Origin of the sequence: Ruegeria sp. HKCCD4315 (assembly GCF_013112245.1) — a bacterium.
In the GTDB taxonomy this organism is placed as follows: Bacteria; Pseudomonadota; Alphaproteobacteria; order Rhodobacterales; family Rhodobacteraceae; genus Ruegeria.
Map to the genome: position 1 here is coordinate 3,473,934 of NZ_WVRN01000001.1, position 23,929 is coordinate 3,497,862.

Annotated in this window: 24 protein-coding genes and 1 pseudogene; 10 read left to right on the forward strand and 15 right to left on the reverse strand. The window is 56.9% G+C overall.

What is annotated here, in order from left to right; translation table 11 throughout:
- Window positions 1-84: 84 nt before the first annotated feature.
- Window positions 85-1,392 (reverse strand): ATP-dependent protease ATPase subunit HslU, encoded by a 1,308-nt coding sequence (hslU, locus tag GS646_RS17240; RefSeq protein WP_171184706.1) that lies wholly within the window; start codon window positions 1,390-1,392, stop codon window positions 85-87.
- Between the two features lie 198 nt (window positions 1,393-1,590).
- On the opposite strand from hslU, the gene GS646_RS17245 reads away from it, so the two are divergent.
- Both GS646_RS17245 and GS646_RS17250 read left to right on the forward strand, forming a co-directional pair.
- Window positions 1,591-1,992, forward strand: coding sequence for a DM13 domain-containing protein (locus GS646_RS17245; protein ID WP_171092762.1), 402 nt, complete (start codon window positions 1,591-1,593; stop codon window positions 1,990-1,992).
- 209 nt (window positions 1,993-2,201) lie between these two features.
- Window positions 2,202-3,443 (forward strand): MFS transporter, encoded by a 1,242-nt coding sequence (locus GS646_RS17250; protein ID WP_171184707.1) that lies wholly within the window; start codon window positions 2,202-2,204, stop codon window positions 3,441-3,443.
- On the opposite strand, the gene hslV is transcribed toward GS646_RS17250, so the two are convergent.
- Window positions 3,435-3,992, reverse strand: coding sequence for an ATP-dependent protease subunit HslV (gene hslV / locus GS646_RS17255; protein ID WP_171184709.1), 558 nt, complete (start codon window positions 3,990-3,992; stop codon window positions 3,435-3,437). The genes GS646_RS17250 and hslV overlap by 9 nt on opposite strands.
- Window positions 3,993-4,189: 197 nt before the next feature.
- On the opposite strand from hslV, the gene GS646_RS17260 reads away from it, so the two are divergent.
- Window positions 4,190-4,384, forward strand: coding sequence for a DUF1127 domain-containing protein (locus tag GS646_RS17260; RefSeq protein WP_171092756.1), 195 nt, complete (start codon window positions 4,190-4,192; stop codon window positions 4,382-4,384).
- Between the two features lie 61 nt (window positions 4,385-4,445).
- Here the strand turns inward: GS646_RS17260 and GS646_RS17265 are convergent, their stop codons facing one another.
- The 10 genes from GS646_RS17265 to regB form a co-directional block, all read right to left on the reverse strand.
- On the reverse strand, window positions 4,446-4,808 hold the full coding sequence (locus GS646_RS17265; RefSeq protein ID WP_171184710.1) for a Lin0512 family protein: 363 nt from the start codon (window positions 4,806-4,808) through the stop codon (window positions 4,446-4,448).
- Window positions 4,805-5,155 carry a Lin0512 family protein gene (locus tag GS646_RS17270; protein ID WP_171648162.1) on the reverse strand — a complete coding sequence of 117 codons (351 nt, stop codon included), beginning with the start codon at window positions 5,153-5,155 and terminating at the stop codon, window positions 4,805-4,807. Before GS646_RS17270 ends, GS646_RS17265 begins: the two co-directional genes overlap by 4 nt.
- Window positions 5,156-5,229: 74 nt before the next feature.
- Window positions 5,230-5,550, reverse strand: a complete 321-nt coding sequence (gene trxA / locus GS646_RS17275) for a thioredoxin (protein WP_152459632.1) — start codon at window positions 5,548-5,550, stop codon at window positions 5,230-5,232.
- A gap of 59 nt (window positions 5,551-5,609) precedes the next feature.
- Window positions 5,610-8,966 carry a double-strand break repair helicase AddA gene (gene addA, locus GS646_RS17280; RefSeq protein ID WP_171648160.1) on the reverse strand — a complete coding sequence of 1,119 codons (3,357 nt, stop codon included), beginning with the start codon at window positions 8,964-8,966 and terminating at the stop codon, window positions 5,610-5,612.
- Window positions 8,963-11,887, reverse strand: a complete 2,925-nt coding sequence (gene addB / locus GS646_RS17285) for a double-strand break repair protein AddB (protein ID WP_171184716.1) — start codon at window positions 11,885-11,887, stop codon at window positions 8,963-8,965. The genes addA and addB overlap by 4 nt, the downstream gene beginning before the upstream one ends.
- Window positions 11,880-12,566 (reverse strand): nucleotidyltransferase family protein, encoded by a 687-nt coding sequence (locus GS646_RS17290; protein ID WP_171184718.1) that lies wholly within the window; start codon window positions 12,564-12,566, stop codon window positions 11,880-11,882. The genes addB and GS646_RS17290 overlap by 8 nt, the downstream gene beginning before the upstream one ends.
- On the reverse strand, window positions 12,563-13,567 hold the full coding sequence (locus GS646_RS17295) for an aminoglycoside phosphotransferase family protein (protein WP_171184720.1): 1,005 nt from the start codon (window positions 13,565-13,567) through the stop codon (window positions 12,563-12,565). Before GS646_RS17295 ends, GS646_RS17290 begins: the two co-directional genes overlap by 4 nt.
- Window positions 13,564-14,037: a tRNA (adenosine(37)-N6)-threonylcarbamoyltransferase complex ATPase subunit type 1 TsaE gene (gene tsaE, locus GS646_RS17300; RefSeq protein WP_171648158.1), complete on the reverse strand. Its 474-nt coding sequence runs from the start codon at window positions 14,035-14,037 to the stop codon at window positions 13,564-13,566. The genes GS646_RS17295 and tsaE overlap by 4 nt, the downstream gene beginning before the upstream one ends.
- 41 nt (window positions 14,038-14,078) lie before the next feature.
- The gene (locus GS646_RS17305) at window positions 14,079-15,584 is read right to left on the reverse strand and encodes a PAS-domain containing protein (RefSeq protein WP_171184725.1); all 1,506 of its coding nucleotides are present in this window, start codon (window positions 15,582-15,584) and stop codon (window positions 14,079-14,081) included.
- Window positions 15,585-15,650: 66 nt separating this feature from the next.
- Window positions 15,651-17,048, reverse strand: coding sequence for a sensor histidine kinase RegB (regB, locus tag GS646_RS17310; protein WP_171092738.1), 1,398 nt, complete (start codon window positions 17,046-17,048; stop codon window positions 15,651-15,653).
- Between the two features lie 91 nt (window positions 17,049-17,139).
- Between regB and GS646_RS17315 the strand changes: the two genes are divergently transcribed.
- Together GS646_RS17315 and GS646_RS17320 are read left to right on the forward strand one after the other, a co-directional pair.
- On the forward strand, window positions 17,140-17,766 hold the full coding sequence (locus GS646_RS17315) for an SCO family protein (RefSeq protein ID WP_171184727.1): 627 nt from the start codon (window positions 17,140-17,142) through the stop codon (window positions 17,764-17,766).
- An 80-nt stretch (window positions 17,767-17,846) separates the two neighbouring features.
- Entirely contained in the window at window positions 17,847-18,401 is a 555-nt protein-coding gene (locus tag GS646_RS17320; RefSeq protein WP_050604676.1) for an ActR/PrrA/RegA family redox response regulator transcription factor, read from the forward strand.
- Between the two features lie 51 nt (window positions 18,402-18,452).
- Here the strand turns inward: GS646_RS17320 and GS646_RS17325 are convergent, their stop codons facing one another.
- Entirely contained in the window at window positions 18,453-18,947 is a 495-nt protein-coding gene (locus tag GS646_RS17325) for a CHAP domain-containing protein (protein ID WP_371732110.1), read from the reverse strand.
- A gap of 250 nt (window positions 18,948-19,197) precedes the next feature.
- On the opposite strand from GS646_RS17325, the pseudogene GS646_RS17330 reads away from it, so the two are divergent.
- Window positions 19,198-19,272: pseudogene (locus GS646_RS17330) on the forward strand (two-component system response regulator); the annotation flags it as partial.
- 47 nt (window positions 19,273-19,319) lie between these two features.
- Here GS646_RS17330 and GS646_RS17335 read toward each other — a convergent pair.
- Together GS646_RS17335 and GS646_RS17340 are read right to left on the reverse strand one after the other, a co-directional pair.
- Window positions 19,320-20,042, reverse strand: coding sequence for a GDSL-type esterase/lipase family protein (locus tag GS646_RS17335; RefSeq protein WP_171184729.1), 723 nt, complete (start codon window positions 20,040-20,042; stop codon window positions 19,320-19,322).
- A 33-nt stretch (window positions 20,043-20,075) separates the two neighbouring features.
- Entirely contained in the window at window positions 20,076-20,669 is a 594-nt protein-coding gene (locus GS646_RS17340) for an HD domain-containing protein (protein WP_171184731.1), read from the reverse strand.
- A gap of 206 nt (window positions 20,670-20,875) precedes the next feature.
- On the opposite strand from GS646_RS17340, the gene GS646_RS17345 reads away from it, so the two are divergent.
- The 4 genes from GS646_RS17345 to GS646_RS17360 all read left to right on the forward strand — a co-directional run bounded on the left by GS646_RS17345 (window position 20,876) and on the right by GS646_RS17360 (window position 23,929).
- Window positions 20,876-21,190 carry a hypothetical protein gene (locus GS646_RS17345; protein WP_171092729.1) on the forward strand — a complete coding sequence of 105 codons (315 nt, stop codon included), beginning with the start codon at window positions 20,876-20,878 and terminating at the stop codon, window positions 21,188-21,190.
- Window positions 21,191-21,294: 104 nt separating this feature from the next.
- Window positions 21,295-22,683: an adenosylhomocysteinase gene (ahcY, locus tag GS646_RS17350; RefSeq protein ID WP_171093342.1), complete on the forward strand. Its 1,389-nt coding sequence runs from the start codon at window positions 21,295-21,297 to the stop codon at window positions 22,681-22,683.
- Between the two features lie 13 nt (window positions 22,684-22,696).
- Window positions 22,697-23,446, forward strand: coding sequence for an extensin family protein (locus GS646_RS17355; RefSeq protein WP_171184735.1), 750 nt, complete (start codon window positions 22,697-22,699; stop codon window positions 23,444-23,446).
- Window positions 23,447-23,587: 141 nt separating this feature from the next.
- Window positions 23,588-23,929 (forward strand): DUF2853 family protein, encoded by a 342-nt coding sequence (locus tag GS646_RS17360; protein WP_171184737.1) that lies wholly within the window; start codon window positions 23,588-23,590, stop codon window positions 23,927-23,929.

A 23,929-nucleotide genomic window follows, 5' to 3' on the forward strand; every position in this document is an offset into this window, starting at 1 on the left:
GTTGAATCGTGCTTACGCTATCTTATTCTCGCTCAGCGTCCAGCGTCGAACGTCTGAAAGAGCGGCAAAAAACGGCTGGCCCTGTTACAAAACGTAGCGGCTCAGGTCTGCGGACTTGGTCAATTCACCAAGATTGTCACTGACGAATTGCGCATCGACAGTGATCTCTGTTCCGGCCTTGTCCGGTGCAGCAAATGAGAGGTCTTCGAACACGCGCTCCATCACCGTGTAAAGCCGCCGCGCGCCGATATTTTCAACGCTCTGGTTCACGTCTGCAGCAATCCTAGCCAGTGCGGCAATGCCGTCTTCAGTAAAGCTGACCGTGACCTCTTCGGTCCCCATCAGGGCGGTGTACTGTCTGGTCAGGGCGTTGTCGGTTTCGGTTAGAATGCGCACGAAGTCCTCTTCGGTGAGCGCACGCAGTTCAACGCGGATGGGCAGACGGCCCTGCAGTTCTGGCAGAAGGTCCGAAGGTTTGGCGATGTGGAACGCGCCTGAGGCGATGAACAGGATATGGTCGGTTTTTACCGGGCCGTGTTTGGTGCTGACGGTGGTGCCTTCGATCAGAGGTAGCAGGTCGCGCTGCACCCCTTCGCGGCTGACATCGCCACCGCGCGCGTCCGAACGGGCGCAGACCTTGTCGATCTCATCAAGGAAAACGATCCCGTTTTGCTCGACCGCCTCGAGGGCAACCCGATTGACGGTTTCGTCATCCAGCAGCTTGTCGGCCTCTTCTCCGATCAGCGCGTCATAGCTTTCAGCGACCGTCATGCGTTTCTTAACGGTTCGTCCGCCAAACGCTTTACCGAAAATGTCACCCAGATTCATCATGCCCATCTGACTGCCCGGCTGACCGGGAATGTCGAACATCGGCATCGGGTTTGAAGTGTCGGAGAGCTCCAGCTCGATCACCGTGTCATCCAGTTCTCCGGCTTTCAGTTTCTTGCGAAACATCTCGCGCGTGCCTTCGCGGGCGTCTTCGCCTGCTATTGCGGCAATCACGCGATCTTCGGCGGCCTGATGCGCGCGCGCCTTAACATCCTCTCGCATGTATTCGCGGGTTTGGACAATGGCTGCATCCGCCAGATCACGAACGATTTGCTCGACATCTCGACCGACATAACCAACCTCGGTGAACTTTGTGGCCTCGACCTTGATAAAGGGCGCACGGGCCAGTTTGGCCAGACGTCGGCTGATCTCGGTCTTGCCGACACCGGTCGGGCCGATCATGAGAATGTTCTTGGGGTAGACTTCGTCCCGAATGTCGTCCGCCAGCTGTTTGCGCCGCCAACGATTACGCAAGGCAACGGCCACCGCTCGTTTGGCATCCTTCTGGCCAATAATAAAGCGGTCCAGTTCCGAGACAATCTCGCGCGGGGTCAGGTCGGTCATGTGTATTCAATCCGGTTGTTTCGAAACGGAACCTAATCATAAGACGGGAAAACACAAGCTGATCACGGAAAACTCACGCCAACTCACGGGGTGCACACGGAAATTCGTGCCGATGTGAATCGCCATGGGTGCAGCACGTACGGCATAGTTTTTGCGACGGGCAAACCTGCCTGCATCTATCAATGGAGATATCAAATCATGATGACTCGTCGATCGCTTTTTGTGAAAGCTGCTGCCACGGGCGCAGCGCTCACCCTGGCCGGTACCACCACTGCCCTGGCCGGCGGCGCCAAAAAGAAAGGCTCGTTCGAGGGTCGCTCGAACCACATCACCACCGGTTCGGTGAAACTGGTCAAGGATGGCGACCGTTATATCGTTGAACTGGGCGAGGATTTCTCGCTGGACAACGGCCCCGACCCGCGTGTCGCATTTGGTAAGGATGGCAAATATGCCCCCGACAGCAAACTGGGCGCACTGCTGCACCTAACCGGCAAGCAATCTTATGCCGTGCCGCCGACCATGGATGTGTCGGGTTACAACGAAGTGTACATCTGGTGCGAAGTCGCCGGTGTGCCGCTGGGCGTTGCATCACTGAAGTAACCACTCAGGTCAGAGGCCGACCCCCCCGGCCTCTGACACGGCTTAACAGCGTTTCGGCTTTAACTTGCGACGTGAATACCCTGCCATTCTTCAAGCGTTCTCAGGACATTCGCGCCGCAGGATTATTCAGACAAAACCCGAAACGCTTTAGGTAACAGAGCAACTGTCTGTTACACTTGCCCCAAGGTATTGGAACCGGGGGCGTTTTTATGACCAAGATTGCCAAGATCACCTTATTGTTCGTGGTATTTGTCGACCTGATCGGGCAAGGTCTGGTCTTTCCAATCATCAACTCGCTCATCATGGAGACCAAGTCCGGGTTCCTGCCGGACAGCACACCAGTGGGGCGACGCCACTTTTATTATGGCCTCGTGATTGGATGTTTCTTCCTGTCCTGGTTTCTTGGGGTCGTTTACGTCTCGAAGGTCTCGGATTCTATCGGGCGCAAGAACGCGCTGTTGGTCTGTCTGGGTGGAGCACTGATCGGTTATGCGCTGACCATCGCGGCGCTTTACATGAATAGCCTGTTGCTGCTGATCGTCGGGCGCTCGATCACCGGGTTCACGGCTGGCAATCAGCCCATCGCGCAGGCGGCGATGATTGATGGCAGCACCGATGCGGCCGACCGCGACCGCAACATGGGCTATATCGTGACTGGCGTCAGCTTTGGTCTGGTGGGCGGCCCGATTATCGGAGCGGTCCTGTCCGACGCGGCCTTGTTGGGCAGTTACGCAACCCTGAAAACCCCGTTCTACGGCGCATTTGTTCTGGTTCTGATTGCCATCTTCCTGGTCACAACCTTCTTCAAGGACACCCGGACCGAGCGCGAACCCTTTGTATTCCGCCCACGTGATATCACCGACAGCCTGATCGCCGTGCGTGGGCATCCGATGGTTCTGAAAATCCTGCCGGTTTACGCATTCTTCATGATCGCCAACGTCACTTTCTATGTTTTCGTCGACAACTTTCTGACGAGCGCATTTGGATACGGTGTGATCGGTGGCAGCATGGCCATGGTGGTGATCGGCTTTGCGCTGGCGTTCTCGAGCACTTTCCTCGTCAAGCCCGCGCAAGAACGTTTCAGCAAACACCAGATCATCTATACGTCTCTCATCGTGATGGTGATTTGCGGCCTGGCCTTTGCCTTCAGCCCCAGCGGTGTGCTCAGCTATGTGCCGGTCTTCTTCTTTTACTTCCTGTTCGGTGTCGCATATCCAACCATGCTGGGCCTGTTCTCGTCCAGCGTCAGTGAGACGGACCAAGGCTGGGTCATGGGCGTGACCACGGCGGTCTTCTGTCTGGCGGGTGGGATTATGTCCCTGATCGGCGGCGGGTTGATGAGCATCGACATCCGCGTGCCTTACTACATCGTGGTCATCGCTGCGATCTTCGGCCTGATCGGAATGCACCGTCGCTGGAAAGGGAAAGAGATCAAGGCATTGTTAGCCTGAAATGGTTTCAACCGTCAGATTGCCGTTTGTATAAACGCAAATATCGGCGGCAATCGCCATGGCTTTGCGCGCTACCTGCTCGGCTTCTTTGTCGCTGTCCATCATCGCGCGGGCCGCGGCTAGTGCAAAGTTCCCGCCCGATCCGATGGCCGCCACGTTGTGCTCAGGCTCCAGCACGTCCCCTGCCCCAGTGATGACCAGCAAATCCTTGCCGTCGGTGACGATCAGCATCGCCTCAAGCTTTTGTAGGTATTTGTCGGTGCGCCAGTCCTTGGCCAGTTCGACCGAAGCGCGGGCCAGTTGGCCGGGTGTGGCCTCAAGCTTGGCTTCCAAACGTTCCAGCAGTGTGAAAGCATCTGCGGTCGATCCGGCAAAACCTGCCACAACCTCGAATCCGCCGGGCGACAAACGGCGTACTTTGCGGGCCGTTCCCTTGATCACGGTCTGACCAAGGCTGACCTGACCATCACCGGCTATGACAACCTGACCGTTCTTTTTGACGCCAATGATCGTCGTGCCGTGCCAACCGGGAAAGTCGTTATCTGCCATGATCGTCTCCGTTTTCGCTGGCGGTATATATGGGCCGGGTAAGGTGTTGGCGCAACCCGTTCTTAAAGTGCCCAAAAGATATGCAGAAAATGCAATCCGGGGTTACCAGACCAGCAATTGTGAGTCCAAGCGCGCGGGACTACATGAGGCTTACAACCGACAACGGGTCGGCTGTTTCACATCTAAGGACTGCGCACATGGCAACCACAGCTAACATTCATGCGCCGCTCGGAGCAGCTACCATCCTGCACGTGGCGGACGCGTTCTCAAACGTCGTCAAATCTGTTGCGAAATGGAACGACGCACGTAAAACACGGAACCTTCTGTCGGAGCTCAGCGACGCACAGCTGGAAGACATCGGTCTGACCCGCGAAAGCATCGCAAATATCTGATCCTTCGTCTGGATTACCGAATTGGAACAGCCGCCCGGAACCCCGAGCGGCTTTTTCTTTGTCAGCTTTGTACGTATTTCCCCGACAAGTCGGGTAGAAATGCTTCGACCGCTGCGGTTGCAACCACGTGTTTAGTGCCGGCCTCGTTATCCATCACGTCCAGCCCGCCTTTGACCGCGCGTACTTCGGCACGGCCCCGCGGCAGATCGGCAGCAACCAGATCACAATCCACCTGATCAGGCTTTTGGACACCAATGGTCACGCTGACACGCATTTGGGAATGATCAATACCCAGTTTGGAAAACAGTGTGATTGATGAATGATGCAACGCATCCTGCACCGCGCGGCGCGCCGCTTTGGTATAATCCTGACCGTATAGGTCGTTGCCCGTTCCCATCTCCAGAATGATGCGTTTTTCACTCATTGCGCGGGCTCCATGTCAAAGGAAACGATCAGGGCGGCGTTTGCGATGACCGTGCACCCGTCCCCATGTGGCTTTTCGATATCCAGCCCACCTTTGGTGACGGTGATATTCGGCTGACCATAAGGAAAGATTGCCTTCAGCGCGTCAGTGTCCACCTGATCTGGTTTCTGCACCCCGATTTCGGCATCGATGATCATTGCCTCTTTAGGAAACCCGAACAGTTCGGCCATGTTGACCGAGTTGTGCCACAGCGCATCCTTGATCGCCCGTAACGACGCCTCGGTATAGTCCATTCGGCGCAGGGATGTACCCATGCCGAATTCTACAAGAACACGCGTTTTTGCCATTGGTTTCTCCGACATATAAAACAAAAAAGGCGCCCCGATCTGAGGCGCCTTTGAAACGTTCTGCTAGGACCAGATCAGATGGATTCGTCGATCCAGCTTTGCAGTGCGGCCTTGGGTGCTGCACCTGCGCGGTTGGAAACAACCTGACCGTCCTTGAAGATGAACAGCGCGGGGATACCGCGTACGCCCATCGCAGCGGCAGAGTTCGGGTTGCTGTCCACATCCACCTTGGCGATTTTCACCTTGTCGCCATACTCGGCGGCCAGCTCTTCCAGTGCGGGGCCGATTTGCTTGCAGGGGCCGCACCATTCTGCCCAGAAGTCCACGACCACGGGAACGGTCGAGTTCTTGACTTCGGCGTCAAAGGTGTCGTCGGTAACGGCTACGGTCGACATATTCTGTCTCCTGAATGGGGTAACTCGGGAACAGAACGTAGGTGCCGCGTGGGGTAAGGTCAAGGTATCCGAGCGCGGGTCAGGGCATCCGTCACAAGATCGTGTGGCAACCACATGAGGTTCGCGGTTCGGGTCCAAAGAATGGCGGTTCGAATGCTGCGGTCAGGATAGATCTGAGCAAGCGCCTGCGCATAGGCCCCCATTTGGCGTAACAGGCCCTCTGGGCAGTCATCAACGCGATTTGGAACAGTTGCATTTGTTTTAAAATCAATCACTTGCACGTCCGTATCCGAAACGATGAGCCGGTCGATGACCCCATGCATGCGCTGCCCATTCAAATCTGCAGTTACTGGAACTTCGGCCAGAGTTTCAGGAGCAAAAATATCCCTCACCGGTTCAGCCGTCAGAACCCGGGTGGCTTCGGTCAAAAGCTCTTGCCGGTCTGTGTCCTGCATATCGGGTAGCAGCCGCGCGCAAAGTTCGGGCCAAATCTCCGGTTCAGCTATCGGCAAGTGTTCCAGCAGCAGATGCAGACGTGTTCCACGCAGTTTCGCAGCGTCTTCATCCAAACCGGCATCACCGGGTAACGCTTTGGCCCCCCCCAGATCCGAAGGGCTGAGCGTGCTTGTGGGTTCAGCGGGTTCGGGTGCCGGATGTCGAAACATGTCTGGTAACTCGGATCGTTCAGTCGCCATTTGCGGCTGATCGACCAAAGGCAGCGCACCCCAATCCCCCTGAGACAGGCGGCGAATGTCGGAACCCGGCAGCTGCGCGGCTCCGGCCCTCTCCATCGCTGCCTCGACCATTTGATACCAGCTGTTGCCGTCTTTCCCCAATTCGCCGGCTGCGGCCACGATTAACCACTTTTCGGCCCGTGTTAGAGCCACATATAGAAGCCGGAGCCGTTCATTCTCCTCACGCGTGCGCGCCTCTTCCCGCGCCTGAGCGATCAGTTTGGGCGAGACATCTGCCGACACTTTCCACAGCGGAATGCCTTCGGTCACCATGATCTCGGCATCGCGCGGTGCTTGGCGTTTGCCGGTATCCGGCAGGATCACGACCGGGGCCTCAAGACCCTTTGATCCATGCACGGTCATCACGCGGACCATATTGCCCAAACCGCTCATCTGCCGTTTGATTTCCAGATCGTCGGTCTGCATCCAGACCAAAAACCCAGTCAGGCTGGGGATATCCGTTCGTTCATAGGCCAGCGCCTGAGACAGCAACGCGTTGATGCCGTCTTCCGCTTCGGCCCCCAGGCGGCCTAACAGCTTTCGCCGCCCGTCATGGCGGGTCAGAATGCGTTCGATCAGGTCATAGGGGCGCAAAAAATCGATCTGGCTGCGCAAATCGTTCAAAATGGCGAGCGTTTCGGGAAATTCCTCAGCCCGCTTGCGCAGCGCGGCCCAGAGGAATTGCTCCTGCCGCCGGTGCGCCAGATCGAAAAGCTGCTGTTCAGACCATCCGAACAAAGGGGATTTCAGAACCGTTGCCAGCGACAGGCTGTCTTCGGGCGTGGCCAGAAAGCTCAGCAGCGCAGCGAGGTCTTTGACCGCCAGTTCAGCGCCCACCTTAAGCCGGTCGGCCCCGGCGATGGGCAGCCCGGCAGATTTGCAGGCGCGGATGATTTCGGCAAACAGGTCTGACCGCCGCTGCACAAGGATCAGGAAATCTCCCGGTTTCACCTTTCGTCTTACAAACGTGCCGTTCTTGTCATCCTCAGGGATCGTTTCGCCCCGTTCGATCATGGCCTTGATCGACTGTGCAACCTGTTCGGCCAGAATGACGGTATGGTGCCGCGCACCGGGGCGATCCACCGGATCGGTCCAGTCGCCCTCCTCGGCCTCTTCGACCTTTTCCACGACAGGCCAAAGATCAACCCGGCCTGGCAGGTCAGCTTTGAAAGCACGGTGCTGGCTGTCCTTGTGAAACCCTGCCTCGATCCGGTTTTCAAAAAGAATATCGACCAAAGACAGGATGGCGCTGGAGGAGCGGAACGAATATTCCAGCGTCATATCCCGCAATTTAGAGTCTGATTCAGCCAGTTTCCGGCCAAACTCTTCCTGCATTCTGTCAAACGCCTGCGGGTCGGCGCCCTGAAAGGAATAGATCGACTGTTTCTTGTCGCCGACCACAAAAATAGTGCGCTCAACCCCGGATCGGGCCCCTTCCCCGCTGGTGAATTCCTGCGCCAGCTTCTCGACCACGTCCCATTGGTCCGGACTGGTGTCCTGTGCTTCGTCCACCAGAATATGGTCGATGCCGCCGTCTAACCGATACAGCACCCATTCGGCCACCGCCGGGTCATTCAGCACTTGCCGCGCGCGCAGGATCAGGTCGTCGAAGTCCAGCCAGCCCCGCAATTGCTTGCGTCGCTCGTACTCTGGCAGGAAGGCTGCGGCAAAGCGGTGCAGGACGGCGGTTTTCTGTGCCGCGACCAAGGCAAGGCGCTGTTCGCGCGCGGACTCGACCCGCAGCATGAAGGATTTCAATTGCGGCATCCGGTCGGCCAGCTCGCCCTCACGCAGGGGTTTGGTTGGAAACCCGTTGATCTTGGCGGTGAAAGGTTCCTTAGCTTTAGCTCCGGTTAGGAATACGCTCTCCAGCATCGGCAGATGCATCAATCGCGCTTCGGTGAAACTGGCCAGCTTGGCCGCTGCCTTGGCATCGTTGACGCCGCTTTCTGTCAAAGCGGGCAGCATGGACTGGATCAATTCGACTTCGCCGCCCAGAAACACCCGCTCGGCCAGGTCCGTTTCGTCAAAGCCATCCGGAAGATCGAACCGTTTCAATAGGTCGGACCAGCCCAATGGCAGTGCAAACAGGTTGCACCTGTGCGTGATCGCGGCGGTCAATTTGTCAAAGCCCGTATCGGTCACGAACCGGGCTACATCTTCAATCAACCCGGCCTGCGGACCTTCGGCGAAGTCCTCGACGATTTCTTCCCGCAAAAGCGCTGCTGCGCGGTCTTCCATTTCGGAGAACTGAGGGCTGACCCCAGCCTCCAGCGGGAACCGCCGCAGCAACGAGGCGCAGAACGAGTGAATGGTCTGGATTTTCAGACCACCCGGCGTTTCGATGGCGCGGGCAAACAAAGTGCGGGCTTGCGCCAATCTGTCCGAGTCGATGTCGCCGGGCACGCCCAGATCGGTCAATTGCTCCAAAAGAGCAGCATTTTCCAGCATTGCCCACTCACCAAGGCGCTTGAACAATCTGTTCTGCATCTCGCTGGCGGCCGCCTTGGTATAGGTCAGGCACAGAATGTGCCGCGGTTGGACCCCGCCCAGCAACAGGCGCGCCACGCGGTCGGTCAGAACCCGCGTTTTACCCGACCCCGCGTTAGCCGCCAGCCAGGTTGAGGCATCCGGTCGCGCCGCCTGCACTTGCCGTTCGGTTGCATCGTTTCGCGGGCTCATTTCAGGTCCTCAGGGCAAGTTTCAGCGGTTCGGTCCCATTCGCCGAACCGTGCCAGATGATCATAGTCGCCGATATCTGTGTCTTTGTGCAGCATCCGACGGGATGAAAACCCCTGATCAGGCTCTAAATAAGCTGAAATCAGCTCTTTTAATTCAGCAATAACTTTATCGGTTGGCTCTGTGATCAAGGGTGCGGCAACCTCTTTGTAACTGCCGCCCATGCCGATGAAGATGGCTTCGGCTACGTCTATCGGGTCAATGCCTTCGATACCGCCCTGCTCGGCCATGGCCGCCTCGATCAGCAGCTGTTTGTCGAACTTGGATTGCTGACTTTCTGTGGGCGGCGCGCCGGTTTTGTAATCGATGATCCGCAGCGCGCCCCAGCTGTTGCGATCAATCCGGTCCGCACGTCCGACGATGGTAAAATCCAGAGGGTTCAGCACCAGTTTCATAGCTGCTTCAAACGCAATTGGCCCGCCGTCACCCCGGCGCGAGAGTTCAGCGCTCAGGAATTCGTCTGCGATCCGTTCCAACCGGGCCAACCAGAGTTTGCGGGCGGTGGGCCAGGCCACATGCTGTTCCAGAAGGCTGTGCGCCCGCTTGAGGAAATTCTCACGTGTCAGCAAAGCGCTGTCGAGAACGCTGTCTTTAACGAAATGTTCAAGGATTTCATGGATCACGATGCCCCGCAGCAAGGCATCGGGGGCCTGCACCAAGGGGTCAAGCGGTTTCAGGCGCAACACGTGTTTGGCATAGATCGCATAAGGATCGCGGATCAGCCGCTTGATTTCGGTCACTGACAAGCGACGTGGGCGTGCAGCGACCGGCGGGCGAGGCGACGGGCGAGGCGCGGGTTCAATGCGTGGCGCTTCTTCCAAAGCTTCTGACCAGTCCAGCCAGCGCTGACCACGCGCACCCATTTCTTCCAGAGCGTTGCGACCGCCCTGCTCCGGCAACCCTTGCAACAGGTTTGTCAGCCGGTTGAGCCAGCGCGACGGCACCGTTTCCGCGTCATCCGAGCGGGTCGCGCGGGTCAGCCAAACCTCGGGCGCGCCGACGGCTTGCTGGAAATCATGTGCCGACAAACCGATCCGACGTTCAGGCAGCAGCAACCCGGCCTTGTCGCGCATCTGGCGGTTCAGCCACGGATCTGGCGACGGGGCCTCGGGCCAGCTTCCTTCATTCAAACCGCCCAGAATCAGCAGGTCGGCACCTTGCACTCGCGCCTCAAGGGTACCCCAGATCATGATATGTGGATGCGGGGCATCGCGATCACGAACCTCTTCGCTGGCCAAAAGCGCGCCCAGAAAATCGGCGAAATCATGTGCCGTCATCGGGCCACCATGCTGCGCTTCATCTCTGAGAGAGTTCACGACCGCCAGCGCCTTTTGACCTGCGTTTTTGTCCCAAAGCGTGCCGGTTTCACCTGTGCTGCCAGCCGAGATCGCTTCGGCCAGTGTAGTCAGCCGGTCTACCCAGTCGGAAAGATGCAGCTCGCCGCTGATTTGCTGGTCGCAAAGGTGATGTACGACCCATTTGACCCAGCTTTCAGGTGCTTCTTTGCGGATCGCAAATGCCGTCAGGCTGATACTGTCGGGGAATGGCGGGCCATGGCGGCGAAGGTCCAGCTCCAGATCACGCGTATGCAACAGATGAGTGCCACGCTCACCGCCGTCATGGCACAGCGGGTGTTTCAGCAGCGTCAGCAACGCCTCGCCTTCAAGGCGGCGCGTGAACAAGTTGGCCACATGGCGCAGAAAACGACCGGGCGGTGAGAGTTGCAGAGGCAAGCCCGCACTGTCATCCGGTAGGATATTCCACCGATCGAGTGCGGCGCTGACCTGACGGGTCAACATGCGATCCGGTGTGATCAGGGCAGCGGTTTGACCGTCTTCAGCGGCTTGTCGCAGGCGCAAGGCGATGGTCAAAGCTTCGGCGCGGGGCGATTGCGCCTCGACCAGAGTCAGGGCTTTGGTTGCACCCTCCAGGTCGGTAAGTTCAGGCCCTTCGGTCATCCAGGCGTCAGTTACCGGTGCCGGGCGTAAAGCGAGCGAAACCAAACGGTTGCGCGCGCGTGAAGGCGAGGACAAGTCAGTCCATGCAGCAACCTGATCAGGCGCAAGATCCAGCGCACGCATGAGTTTGCGGAACCGGTATTGTGGGTGGTCTTCCGATGTCAGTGCATCGTCCAACCCTTGCCATACATGATCGGGCTGGTCGAAGTCATAGCCCGGCAGAACCAGTGCCCCTTGTGACAGTCGCGCTATGGCCTCCATCAGCATCAAGGTTGTTCCGCGCGACCCGGTGGAGCCTGCCAGAATGACTGGGTGCTGCGGAGGATTCTCCTGCCAGCGCGCGATCAGGTTTTCGACAACGCGGCGTTGGCGGGCTTGTGCATCCATCGTTTGTGCGCCGGTATCGATGAAGTGGTCTGCAATGCCAATGAAAGCCTGCGCTCGTGCCCAATGCCCCGACATGTCGCTGACATCCAACTGCCGAATGGCCTCGGGCGACACACTTTCGCCCTGCATTTCATCAATGAGGGCCGCCAAGCTGTCCGAGAGGTCGAAGACCGAAGAGCGCGCCGCCAGATCCGGCTGTTGCTCCAGCAGTTTGGCCACCAGCTGCGTGAGTTCCAGACGTCGTCGAAGCGGTGGAATGGCAGGGGGAATCTTTGCCAAATCAACGCTTTCCCCCAAATCCGTGACCAGCGACAGGCGTGGCAGCAGGCAGGGCGACCCTTGATTGAACAGCTCGCGAACGCGCCGTTCCATACGCCTTGTATTCAGAACCAATTCCACCCGCGCCAAGGCTTCTGGCGGGCCAGAGCAGCGCTGCCGCAGGCCATCCACCAGTGCTTTCGGGAAATCTGTGCCGGGCGGCACAGCAAAGACACGGGGCAGGGTGCTGGGTTCAAACATCTGTCAGCAGACCTTCGGCCAGGGCGATCCCTTCAGGGCGACCGACGTCACACCATCGCCCCGGATACTCTATAGCAAACAGGCGATTTTGATCGTGCATCTGGTTCCAAAGCAGATTCAACGAGAACGCGGATTGCGGGAATGCCTGCAGTCCATCCGTTTTGATAATCTGCGCCCCCCCATAGACCAAACCCGGCCCGCGCGTGATACGCCCGTCCGCGTCGGCCGAGAAATCTCCGTCCCCCGTGTGACCAGTGGCTTGGGCAATAGGAACACACATCAAAAGCGCATCCATACGGGTCGGATCCCACGCTTTCTGCAACAGGGTCAGAGGGTTTGGCCCCGACCAGATGGCGTCGGTGTTCAGTGTGAAAACGGGGTCGGTGCCCAACAAGGGCAGGGCGGCTCTTAATCCGCCGCCGGTTTCCAGAATCTCTGGCTCTTCGCGTGAGATTAATACCCCTTTGGGGTTGAGATGCGCATACAGTTGATCGGCGTGGTAATGCACGTTCGCCACGATGCGCACAGGGTCAAGTTCGTAAACAAGATCCAGCGCGTGATCAATCAGAGGACGCCCGGACACGTTGATCAACGGCTTGGGACGGTCCTTGGTCAAAGCGCCCATACGTGTGCCAAACCCTGCTGCAAACAGCATCACGCCAAAGGGTGAACCGGTCATTGCACCCTCAGCTTGTTCAAGTTTTCGGGGGTTGGGCTGGGCAAAGCCTCGTGCAGCAACGGTGCGATCGACACCAGGGCCGGATGATCCAGATCGCGCATCAGATGGTCCCAGACCGCTGGTATCATGTCCACGTAGTGCGGTTTGCCAAAGTCCGTGGCAAGGCGTGCGAACACACCTAAAATGCGCAGGTTCCGTTGTGCGCCCAGCACGCTGTAAGCGGTGCGAAAATCGTGATCGTCCATGCCAGAGGCCGCAATATACCGATTGATCATCTGCATTTCGACCCCGGGAGAGACCTTGCGGCGAATGTCCTGCAGCAAGGAGACCAGATCATAGGCGGGATGCGCCAGAACGGCTGATTGGAAGTCCAGCAGGCCAACGCGTTTTAGCCCGTCGCGATCCGGGAGCCAAATCAGATTTTCCGCGTGATAGTCCCTGAGCGCGACCACTTTCGCACCTGATGTTTCGCGGTGCAGAACATCCGCGAAACGGTGTTCAAACCGGCTTAGTGCACGTGCGTCGTAAGACCCCACAATTCCGGCCGCGTAACTTGTAAAGGCCAGCGTGCACAGTTCGGTCATCAGCGGCGGGTCAAAGGATGTCAAAGACAAAGACGGCGCTTGATGCAGGTGCAGCAAAACGTCTGTTGCCGCTTCATACAAAACACGTTCCTTCGAAGGATCCTTTGCCAGCACCCGGCTAAAAAGATCGTCACCCAAATCTTCCAGCAACAGAAAACCGTATTGCGCATCTTCTGCGTAGATCTCAGGCGCGCTCAGGCCAACCGAACGCAGGTAATTCCCGATGCGCACAAAGTCCTCGACATCCTCGCATTTTTCAGGTGGTGCATCCATCAAAACGGCCGTTTGTCCGCTGGCCTGGTCGGTCAGCCGTTCGTAGCGGCGGTCCGAAGCGTCGCCCGCTAGCGGTGCACGGGTGGCCTCAGCCCATTGGGTTTGAGCAATCAGGGCCTCGGCAAGGACCGTCCTGTTTGTCATCCGAAGGTCTCCAGTTTCTTTGTCCATTTCGGATCAAGCCATGATAGGGTCAGATGGCGCAAATCTTCTGTGTTAGGGTCTGTTTCAAAGGTCAATCTCAAAGCGGCACCTGGTGTAAGTGGACCAAGTTTGTCAGGCCATTCGACAAGGCAGATAGCGGTTTCGAAAGCGTCAATCAGGCCCAGTTCCTCAACCTCGTCTACCGCACTCAGACGATAGAGATCGCTGTGCCAGATTTCACCAATTGGCGTATCGTAGACCTGCACCAAGGTAAACGTAGGCGAAGGGACATCTTCGGGCTCAGACATGAGCGACTGAATAAGCGCGCGCGCAAAATGTGTCTTGCCGCTGCCGATCTCACCTTCCAACAACACAACATCGCCCGATTGCAGGTTTGCACCAATACGCTCGGCGAAATTGGCGGTTTCTTCGGGGGACTGAAACGTCAGGGATCGCGGCTTTGTCGTCATGGCGCCACAATGGCCTTGCGTCTGACGGGCTGCAACCCGGTTCAGGCGCTGATCTGTTCTATCTGCTGGATTTTCGACGGGATTCTAGAAATGGAAAAACGAACTATGGTCGCGCCGTTCTGGAGCGGAGTGACCGTGCATTGAATAGGGGTACCGGTTCTCAAATGAATTTCAGCCGTCCATTCAGCCCGATCATCACGCATTTCCAAGAAATCCCTGATCTCGCCCAGTATCGGGGTTGCAAGACAGAGATCCTGCCAGCGTCGTGTGACATCTGTGGCCGTGTCAGTTTGAAAACCGGCATCTTCTGCGTCACCCCAAAGTTTTTGATACGCGTAGTTGGTCAATGCCAGGGTGCCGTCATCTGCAAACACGGCTATTCCATCTGCAAGCTTGTCCAGTATGGACTGCATAAGGTCCATTTCAGACCGAAAGCGGCGCGTCAGGGTGATCTCGGCTGTGATGTCCTCAAACAAGAACGCCACGGCCCCGTCGGGATGTGGTCGACCACTGACCGAATAGACTGAACCGGATGGGAGCGACCATGTCTCGTGATAGTTTCCATCTTCTGCAGCCTCGAGAAGGTCATTCATCTGGCGCCGCCAACTGCGATAGTTCTTGGGCTCGGGCATCATGTGCTGATCCCGAAGGCGGTCGAAAAAGCTGCTTAGACTCGGACGACAGCTTAGAAAATCTGGCGGTAGGGTGGTCAGGTCGATCAAAGCTGGATTGAACAGTGCAAGTTGCCTGTTGCGATCGAAAATGGCCAAGCCGATTGATAGCTGCGCAAAGGTCTTGGTCATCGTCTGGACAAATTTGCGCTGGGCGGTTTCTGCTTGGACGATGGCGTTGATGTCGACGGCATAACACAGGTGGCCGGACGCGTGTTCTACCTGAGTCAGATCGAACCAAAGCTTGTTACAGCTGCCTGAAACTTCAACAGACACTCTGGTCTTTCCAACGGATCGTTCCTCGGGCGTTGAAGGGAATAAGGGGTCGGTCAGGTCGGTGTCCTGATCGCGTGCTTTGCGCACGAGTGTGACATAGGCGGCGTTGCACCATTGCACCCGGTTGTTCTGACCCAGCAGCCACACTGGGTATGGGGCCTGATCCATGGCCAGCCGGGTTGGATCGTTCTGCGCTTCTGACCCTGCGGGCTTGGCCTTGGCAGCTTCACGCAGGCGGACACGGACAATTCCGTCAATCCACTCGCAAAGAACATCGCGCTCGACAGTGCAGTCGATAGGAGACACCACAACATATCCCTTATCGCGCACAGCGCCCGGAGATTCCGGAAAGGTCGGGAAATCCCTTTGTAGCAATCGGCGCAAGTCGGCCCAGTTTCTCACATGTTCGAAACCCGCCAGGGCGATGTCGGAATGGCTGATCAGCCTTTCTTCGTCGAACAGAAACACTGCGTCAAACAATGAGGTGTTTGAAAATAGCCCAAACGCAAAGTCCCTTTGCGCACGACGCGGTAAGAGCCACTGAACGGCAAAACAGCCCGAGACAATGCTGATCGCGGCCAGAATGATCCAATCGGCCATTGTGTTCCCCAAAGCAGACTCCAACCCGCTTGGACTATGAGCATGATTGGTTAACGGTCTCTTAACTCACACCTGAATGCGTTCGTTCAGACCCGATGGGACAGGCGTATCGCCTTTTTGTGCGTCAATCAGCTTGCGTGGCCAGGAGACTTTGACAATGGCGCCTCTGCGTGCGGGGTCGTCAGTCAGGCGTTGATAGGGATCAGCGCCATTGGCGAACTCCAATTCAGCACCACTGCGTTCCAGCAAGGTTTTGGCGATGAACAGGCCAAGGCCCATGCCTTCATATTCAGGGCGGGCCTTCTGGTCCGTTTCTGCCCGCCTGCGTCGCATAAAGGGATCACCGATGCGACCAATCATATGAGATGGATATCCGCGTCCGTCGTCCATAATACTGACGGTGATAAGGTTGTCGGTCCATTCAGCCTCGACCCAGACATTATACCGTGCAAAATCCACTGCATTCTGAATCAGGTTTCGCAATCCGTGGATGATTTCAGGCTTTCGCAGGATTGAAGGCTGTTGCACATCCCCGTCCTGCGCCGGCCCTTCGTAAAAGTGGACCTCTTTACCGCGGCCGACATGTGGTTCTGCGGCTTCATTCACCACGGTCGAAAGCGGGGCCTGCCGCAAATGAAGGTCGTCCTTACCAGCCCGGCCCATGTCCCTTAGAATGTCCCGGCACCGGTCGGCCTGCTCGCGGATCAAAGCGGCGTCTTCCTTGAGGTCGGGGTGGTCGTCCAGTTCCTCGATCAGTTCCGCGCTGGTCAGTTTGATTGTCGCCAGCGGCGTGCCCAACTCGTGCGCGGCGGCCGCAACAACGCCACCCAAATCAGTCAACTTCTGTTCACGCGCCAGGGCCATGTGCGTCGCAGCCAATGCTTCAGACATGGACTGAACCTCAGCGCTGACGCGGTGGGAATAAGCTCCGATAAAAACAATAGCGATGACGATCGCGGCCCAATTGCCGAACAGAAGAATATCCGGAATATCCAGAACCAGCCCCAGGCTGGTGCGCAGTGGCAGATGGAACTCGGCCAGCAGGGTCGTCAGCACAATCGCCACCGCGCCAACGATCAGGGTCGAACGCGTGCTCATGACATTGGCCGAGATCGTGACTGGACCCAACAGCAGAAGCGCAAACGGATTGTTCAGCCCACCGGTCAGGTACAGCAATATGGACAACTGCAAGAGGTCAAACAGAACCATCAAAAAATTTTCAAACTCGGTCAGACGCTTGTTCTGTGGGAACAAAAGGATGGCCGTCAGGTTGCCCATGACCGAAATGCCGATGGCCAGATAGCACAGGCCCAGCTGCAACTGCACATCGTAATATTGCTGGGCAACAGTAATGGCTGTGAATTGGCCAATGATGGCCACCCATCGCAACAGGATCAGAGTGCGCAGGCGAATCCAGCTGCTCCGTTCCTGGCCGCGCCAAAAAGTCTGGTTGGATTCTGCCATCGGTTCCTTATGTCCTGTTGCAAAGGCTGATCATCTTGATAGGTGTCCCGGCCGAAACGATCAACAACCCCCTTGTGACCGGAACACTGAAATGACCCGTCTATACGCAATTCTCGCAACTGTTGTATTGGCAATTGGCCTTGGGGCCATGTGGCTTTTGACGCGGGGCAGCGGTTCTGATGACCAGTTTGCGCAGTGCCGGTCCAGCCAGATCGCAGGGGGAGCGGCCACTATCGGTGGGCCGTTTGAGCTGGTCAATGGCAAGGGCGAAACGGTGACTGACGCAGATGTGATCACCGAGCCGACGCTGGTTTATTTCGGCTACACGTTCTGCCCGGATGTCTGTCCTTTTGACATGTCGCGCAATGCTGACGCCGTGGATATCTTGGCCGAGCGCGGGTATTCCACGACGCCGCTGTTCATTTCAATCGACCCCGAACGTGACACGCCAGAGGTGGTGGATGACTATGCCTTCAACCTAGGGGGCAAGACCATCGCGCTGACAGGCTCGCCCGAGCAAGTGAAGGCGGCAAGCAAGGCTTACAAGACCTATTACAAGGCGCATGACAAAAGCGACGAGTACTATTTGGTCGATCACTCCACCTTCACATATCTGGTCACGCCCGAGCATGGTTTTCTTGAATTTTTCAAGCGCGATGACACGGCCGAGCAAATGGCGGACAAGGTCGGATGCTTTTTGGATCAGGCCGCTTCGTAACAAGGTTGTTTGACCTTTGTTCCCGCGCTGCTATTACTCATGTTCAAGCCAACGGCATGAAATAGCAGAAAGACCTAAGTATGGCAGACAGTTCTCAGCTTGATATTGGCCCTGATAAATCCCTGCTTCTGGTGGATGATGACGAGCCGTTTCTGAGACGTTTGGCCAAGGCCATGGAAAAGCGTGGGTTCGAAGTTGAAACCGCCGGATCCGTCGCAGCAGGCCGCGCTATTTCTACTGCACGCCCCCCGGCTTATGCCGTGGTTGACCTGCGGCTTGAGGATGGCAACGGCCTGGACGTGGTTGAAGTGCTGCGCGAAAAACGCCCGGACAGCCGGGTCGTGGTTCTGACGGGCTATGGCGCAATTGCGACTGCCGTGGCCGCCGTGAAGATCGGTGCAACAGATTATCTGTCCAAACCCGCCGATGCGACTGACATTACCAACGCGCTGCTGGCCAAGGGCGATGAACTGCCGCCGCCGCCGGAAAACCCCATGAGCGCAGATCGCGTGCGCTGGGAACACATCCAGCGGGTTTATGAGCTATGTGATCGGAACGTCTCGGAGACGGCGCGACGGTTGAACATGCACCGCCGGACGTTGCAGCGGATTTTGGCAAAGCGCAGCCCCAGATAGAGAAAAGCCGTTGGGTTCGGTCCGATCAGGGTCCTCTTCGGAGGATCCAAATTAGGGCTGCGCGTCAGGATTCGGATAAATGAACCCGTTTACCGGGTACAAGCTGCCATATTGACCCGGAAGGCTTTCGACCCGTACCAGCGTCCAGTCATTGTTTTTGGACACGTCTCTGACGCCCATCTTCAATGACACTTTGTTGCGGTGCCAATTGGCGTGGTTCACGATGACTTCGCGCTCGGTGACAACATCGGATACGACAGCCACATGGCCAAGTGGCATCCCGCGTGTTGCCCGAAACGACATGACAGAACCAACAACCGGCTCGTTGCCCCGATCAAACGCACTGCGCGCCTTGCCCCACCAATCCTTGGCGTTTCCACGAATTTCGATACCGCTGAGGTTGCGCGCATAGGGCACGCACCACACCCTTTGCCCGCGGGACTGCTTTTGCGAGACCTCGCGTAGCGCCATCAACTGACGGTCCGGGTCAAGCTGCGCATCGGTTGGGCCGTGGGCGCACGCAGAAATCAGACTCAAAAACCCCACCGCAATTGCGGCTCGGGTTGTGCCGGACAAACGCGGCCAATTCGTGTCTGTTTTGCGTATGCCTGTGTTCAAGAATCTTCACTGCCCATTCGAAGACATGTGAGTTTTAGGGCTAACGTGCGGGCTGTGAAAAGAGGTCTGCAAATACGCGGCAAGATTTCGCCGGTTCTCTGTTGCGTCGTTAAGACAATAGCGGGTCCCGAAGACGACTAAAAAACCGAAGTGTTTAATACTGAGCTTGGGTAGTTCGTCCGAGACGACACGATGTCTGAACATGCATCGTCGGACGTTGCAGTGGATTTTCGCAAAGCGCAGCCCGCGTTAGGGGCGTCTTTGTCTTAGCACACAGACCAAAGCGCTGACTGATCTTTGTCACGGTTGATTTGATTGGCACGGAACGTGAGCACAGAGCTGTCGGGCGAGATGCGCGTACCCGAGTGCATTGGGATGCAACCCGTCTGATGTCCAGTCGCGGACGTTATCACCGTATTCAAGTGGCGGTGCGAGAAAGGTACAGGTCTTCATGTTTGCACAGGCTTGTTGTGCAGCAGCGTTAAAAGCGGATCGGAACGCCTCGTTCTCGGGCGTCCAGGTTGCGTCTTTAACGGGCAGAACAGCGCTCCAGATCAATGTGTTGGCGGGTGCAAAAGTGTCCGCAAGCTGCGCGACAAAGCCCGGAACCTCTTCCACGGGAGTGTTAGTCATTGCATCATTGACGCCGATCGCCAGATACCAGACCGGAATATGCGCTATGAGTTCTGGGTTAACCCTTGCAATCAGACCCGGCGTTGTGTCACGGCTAATCCCCAGGTTCAGAGAGTTTTTGACCACGTTACTGGTCAGCCACCCTTCAATGATGGAATCGCCGATAAAAGCGATTTGAATATCGGGTGAAGCCAATGCCTGAGAAGTTGGCCGTTCGTGCAACCAGACCATACGCTTGTAGTGATTGGTTTCAGTTACGGGAATGGAAGCTCCGCTGAATTTGCGGATTGTTTTTGAAAGGTATCCGGTTTTGATCAAAACGGCAGTAAGAGTCAAAAACAGAAGCAGATTAGTGAGCAGTAGAAGCTGGATTCCCATCTGTTTCTTCATCTCTTTACCACCATTTGTCGCTCGAACCGCCTGCTACAGCTGTGACAGCAGGTCTTCATGCCGTGCGGTATAGGCTTGCCGCACCTCAATTGGCGGGCGCAAGGTAATAGTCAGTCCTTCCATTACTGCTTTGTCCGGACGACCAAAAAACTTGGTGGCCTCGGCCTCTGAAAAGCCCGCAATCTGCGTCGCCTCCATCCATGCGCTGATCTTGTCTGCCTTCTTAATCTGCCGTTTCACCGTCTTCGGAACTTCGGCAGGCAAGCCGAACCGGATGTGGATCGCCGCCGCCAGACGGTCATCCAGTGCGCCATAATCCGGGCCGACGGCGGATTTGACCGGCGAGATCATGTCGCCGATCACATATTCCGGCGCATCGTGTAACAGCGCGGCCAGCCGCCATTTGATTGGCGCTTTGGGCGAAATTCGACCAAATATCTCTTCTACCAGCAAGGAATGCTCGGCCACGGAATAGGCAAAATCACCATTGGTTTGACCGTTCCAGCGCGCCACAAAGGCCAGTCCGTGCGCGATATCTTCGATCTCGATATCCACTGGGGTCGGGTCCAGCAGGTCCAGCCTGCGGCCTGACAGCATCCTCTGCCATGCTCGGGGTTGTGTTGCCATTTTGCCATGCCTTGTGAAGTCGGACACATAAAAATCGTATTTTTCTGCTATGATGTACCTGTCAGGATCACTAGCTGCCAACGTTTTCTTGAGCGTTCGTGCTTTGAAACATCACCACTCGATCCCGACATTAAAACCGAGGGGGGCACACGCTTCTCCCGGTGTGCTCCTCTCGCAAGCGAAACGCGATACGAAAGGAGTTCGCCATGTTCAAGCGTTTGTTCGCCATTACATTGACCTTTGGTATGGCTGCCACAGCCCCACCTGCTTTTGCCCAAAACTGCGCAGAGCGAGAATCGATCATCACCAAATTGCAGGAAAGCTACGCCGAGGAATTGGCCTTTGGTGGCTTGCAAAAGACGCGCGGTGCGCAATCGGTGATGGAGGTTTGGACCTCGAAGAAAACCGGTAGTTATACCGTTCTGGTCACCAATGCGAATGGCATCAGCTGTATTGTTGCCGTTGGCACGGATTTTTTTGAAGCAATACCAAAGATAAAAATTGACGGCACCCCAAGCTGACATCAGCCCTTAGCCTTCGGTTTCAACTCATCGACATTGCCACCTGCCCCAAGGAATGCTAGGGGCAGCCGGGACTGAGTAAAACCAGAAAAATGGAGCGCCTGATGGCTGGGGACTATATCGTTAAGGACATTTCACTGGCCGGGTTTGGTCGTAAGGAATTGGACATTGCTGAAACCGAAATGCCGGGGCTGATGTCCCTGCGTGCAGAATACGGTGAAAGCAAACCTCTGAAAGGTGCGCGTATCGTTGGATCGCTGCACATGACCATCCAAACTGCCGTTCTGATCGAAACGCTGGTGGCGCTGGGCGCGGATGTGCGCTGGGCCTCGTGCAACATCTTCTCGACCCAAGACCACGCGGCTGCTGCGATTGCTGAGGCCGGTATTCCTGTTTTCGCCATCAAAGGTCAGACGCTGGAAGAGCATTGGGATTATCTGGACAAGTCCTTCCTGTTCGACGAAGGCCCGAACATGATCCTGGATGATGGCGGCGACGCGACGCTTTACATCCTGCTGGGTGCTCGCGCTGAGGCGGGTGAAGACATTATCCCTGTTCCGGGCTCGGAAGAGGAAGAGGTGATCAAGAAGCAGATCGCCAAACGCATGGAAGCATCGCCGGGCTGGTTCACCAAGATGCGCGACCAAATTCAGGGTGTGTCCGAGGAAACCACCACTGGTGTGAACCGCCTGTATCAGCTGGTGAAAGACGGCCACCTGCCGTTCCCTGCGATCAACGTGAATGACTCGGTCACCAAGTCGAAATTTGACAACAAATACGGCTGCAAAGAGTCGCTGGTCGACGGCATCCGTCGCGCCACTGACACCATGATGGCCGGCAAGGTTGCCGTGGTTTGCGGTTACGGCGACGTGGGCAAAGGCTCGGCCGCTTCGCTGCGCGGCGCCGGTGCCCGCGTGAAGGTCACCGAAGTTGACCCGATCTGCGCCCTTCAGGCTGCGATGGACGGTTTCGAAGTCACCCTGTTGGAAGACGAAGTTGCCAGCGCGGATATCTTTATCACCACCACCGGCAACAAGGACGTGATCCGCATCGAGCATATGCGCGCGATGAAGGACATGGCGATCGTTGGCAACATCGGTCACTTTGACAATGAAATCCAGGTTGCCAGCCTGAAGAACCACAAATGGACCAACATCAAGGAACAGGTGGACATGATCGAGATGCCTTCGGGCAACCGCATCATTCTGCTGTCCGAAGGCCGTCTGCTGAACCTCGGCAACGCCACTGGGCACCCCTCGTTCGTGATGTCGGCATCCTTTACCAACCAGGTTCTGGCGCAGATCGAGCTGTTTACCAAAGGCGATCAGTACAACAACGAGGTCTACATCCTGCCCAAGCATCTGGATGAGAAAGTGGCCCGCCTGCACCTGGATCGCATCGGCGTGAAGCTGACCCAGATGGACGCCGATCAGGCTGCCTATATCGGTGTGAAGCCGGAAGGTCCCTACAAGCCGGAACACTACCGCTACTAAGCACTGTCTGACGATGACGCAGACTTCTGGACGCCGCCGGTTTTTGTACTCGGCGGCGTCTTTCATTTTCCGGCTGGCAGTCGTGGTGATCCTGTTGGGCGGAGGGGGATGGTGGCTGCTGGCGCATCCCAATACTCCGGTGCCTTCTTATTGGAATCCGTTGCGCGATCTGAAAATCAGCGCGCCGGTGACGCCGGTCACAAAATGGCAGCTGAATCGCGCGCTGGCGCATGAGGCACAGTGCCGGGCGGCTTTGGCAGAGGCTGGTGTGCAATTCCCGGCAATGCAGGATCTGGTTGTCGATCAGAATTGTGGCATCAGCGGCCGGGGTTTGCTGTCGCAACTGGTCACGGCGCGAATGGAGCCTGTGGAAACCAGCTGCACCACCACCTTGCGCCTGGCCATGTGGGAACACCACGTTGTGCAACCCGCTGCGCGCGATCTGCTTGGGACCGACATAACCCGATTGCGTCACATCGGCAGCTATAACTGCCGCCGTATGCGCACCGCGCAGGGTGAAAACAGCGGTTGGAGCAGCCACGCCCGCGCGGACTCGATCGACATTATCGGTATGGATACGGCTGATGGTCGAACGCTGACCTTGTTGTCTGACTGGCAGGGCGCAGAACCGGAAGCCGCTTTTCTGCGCCAGATCTGGCGCGGGGCTTGCGAGTGGTTTCGCGTTGTTCTTGGCCCTGATTTCAATCGTTTGCACGCGGACCATTTCCACTTGCAAGGCCCCGGTTGGGGATACTGCCGATAGACCTTTTGGCAGTTACTGTTCCAAACGCGATTTTGGGGGGAGAAATCGCGGATTTTTTTCCTTTTGGAAAAACCGTGGACGCGGCTACTCTTCCGGCCATCGGTGAGGATTGCCGGATTTATGGATTAAGGAGACTGGGATATGGGCAAGCGCGACGAGTTGATCGCTAAATACGCAGAAGATTTGAAAAGCAAATGTGGGATGGACCCCGATATGGACCTGTTGACCAAGGTCACCATCGGTTGCGGTCCGGCGATTTACGACGCAGACGCGGCAACAGTTGCAGCCAGCCAAGACTCCGAACTGGAAACAGTCAAGAACAACTTCCTGATCAAAAAGTTGGGTCTGGCCGACGGGCCGGAACTGATGGAGGGGATCAACAAAGCCATGGAAACCTACGGCATGTCCGAGCGCAACAAATACCGCGCCGTGGTTTATTACATGCTGACTAAGCATTTTGGCAAAGAAGCGGTATACGGCTGA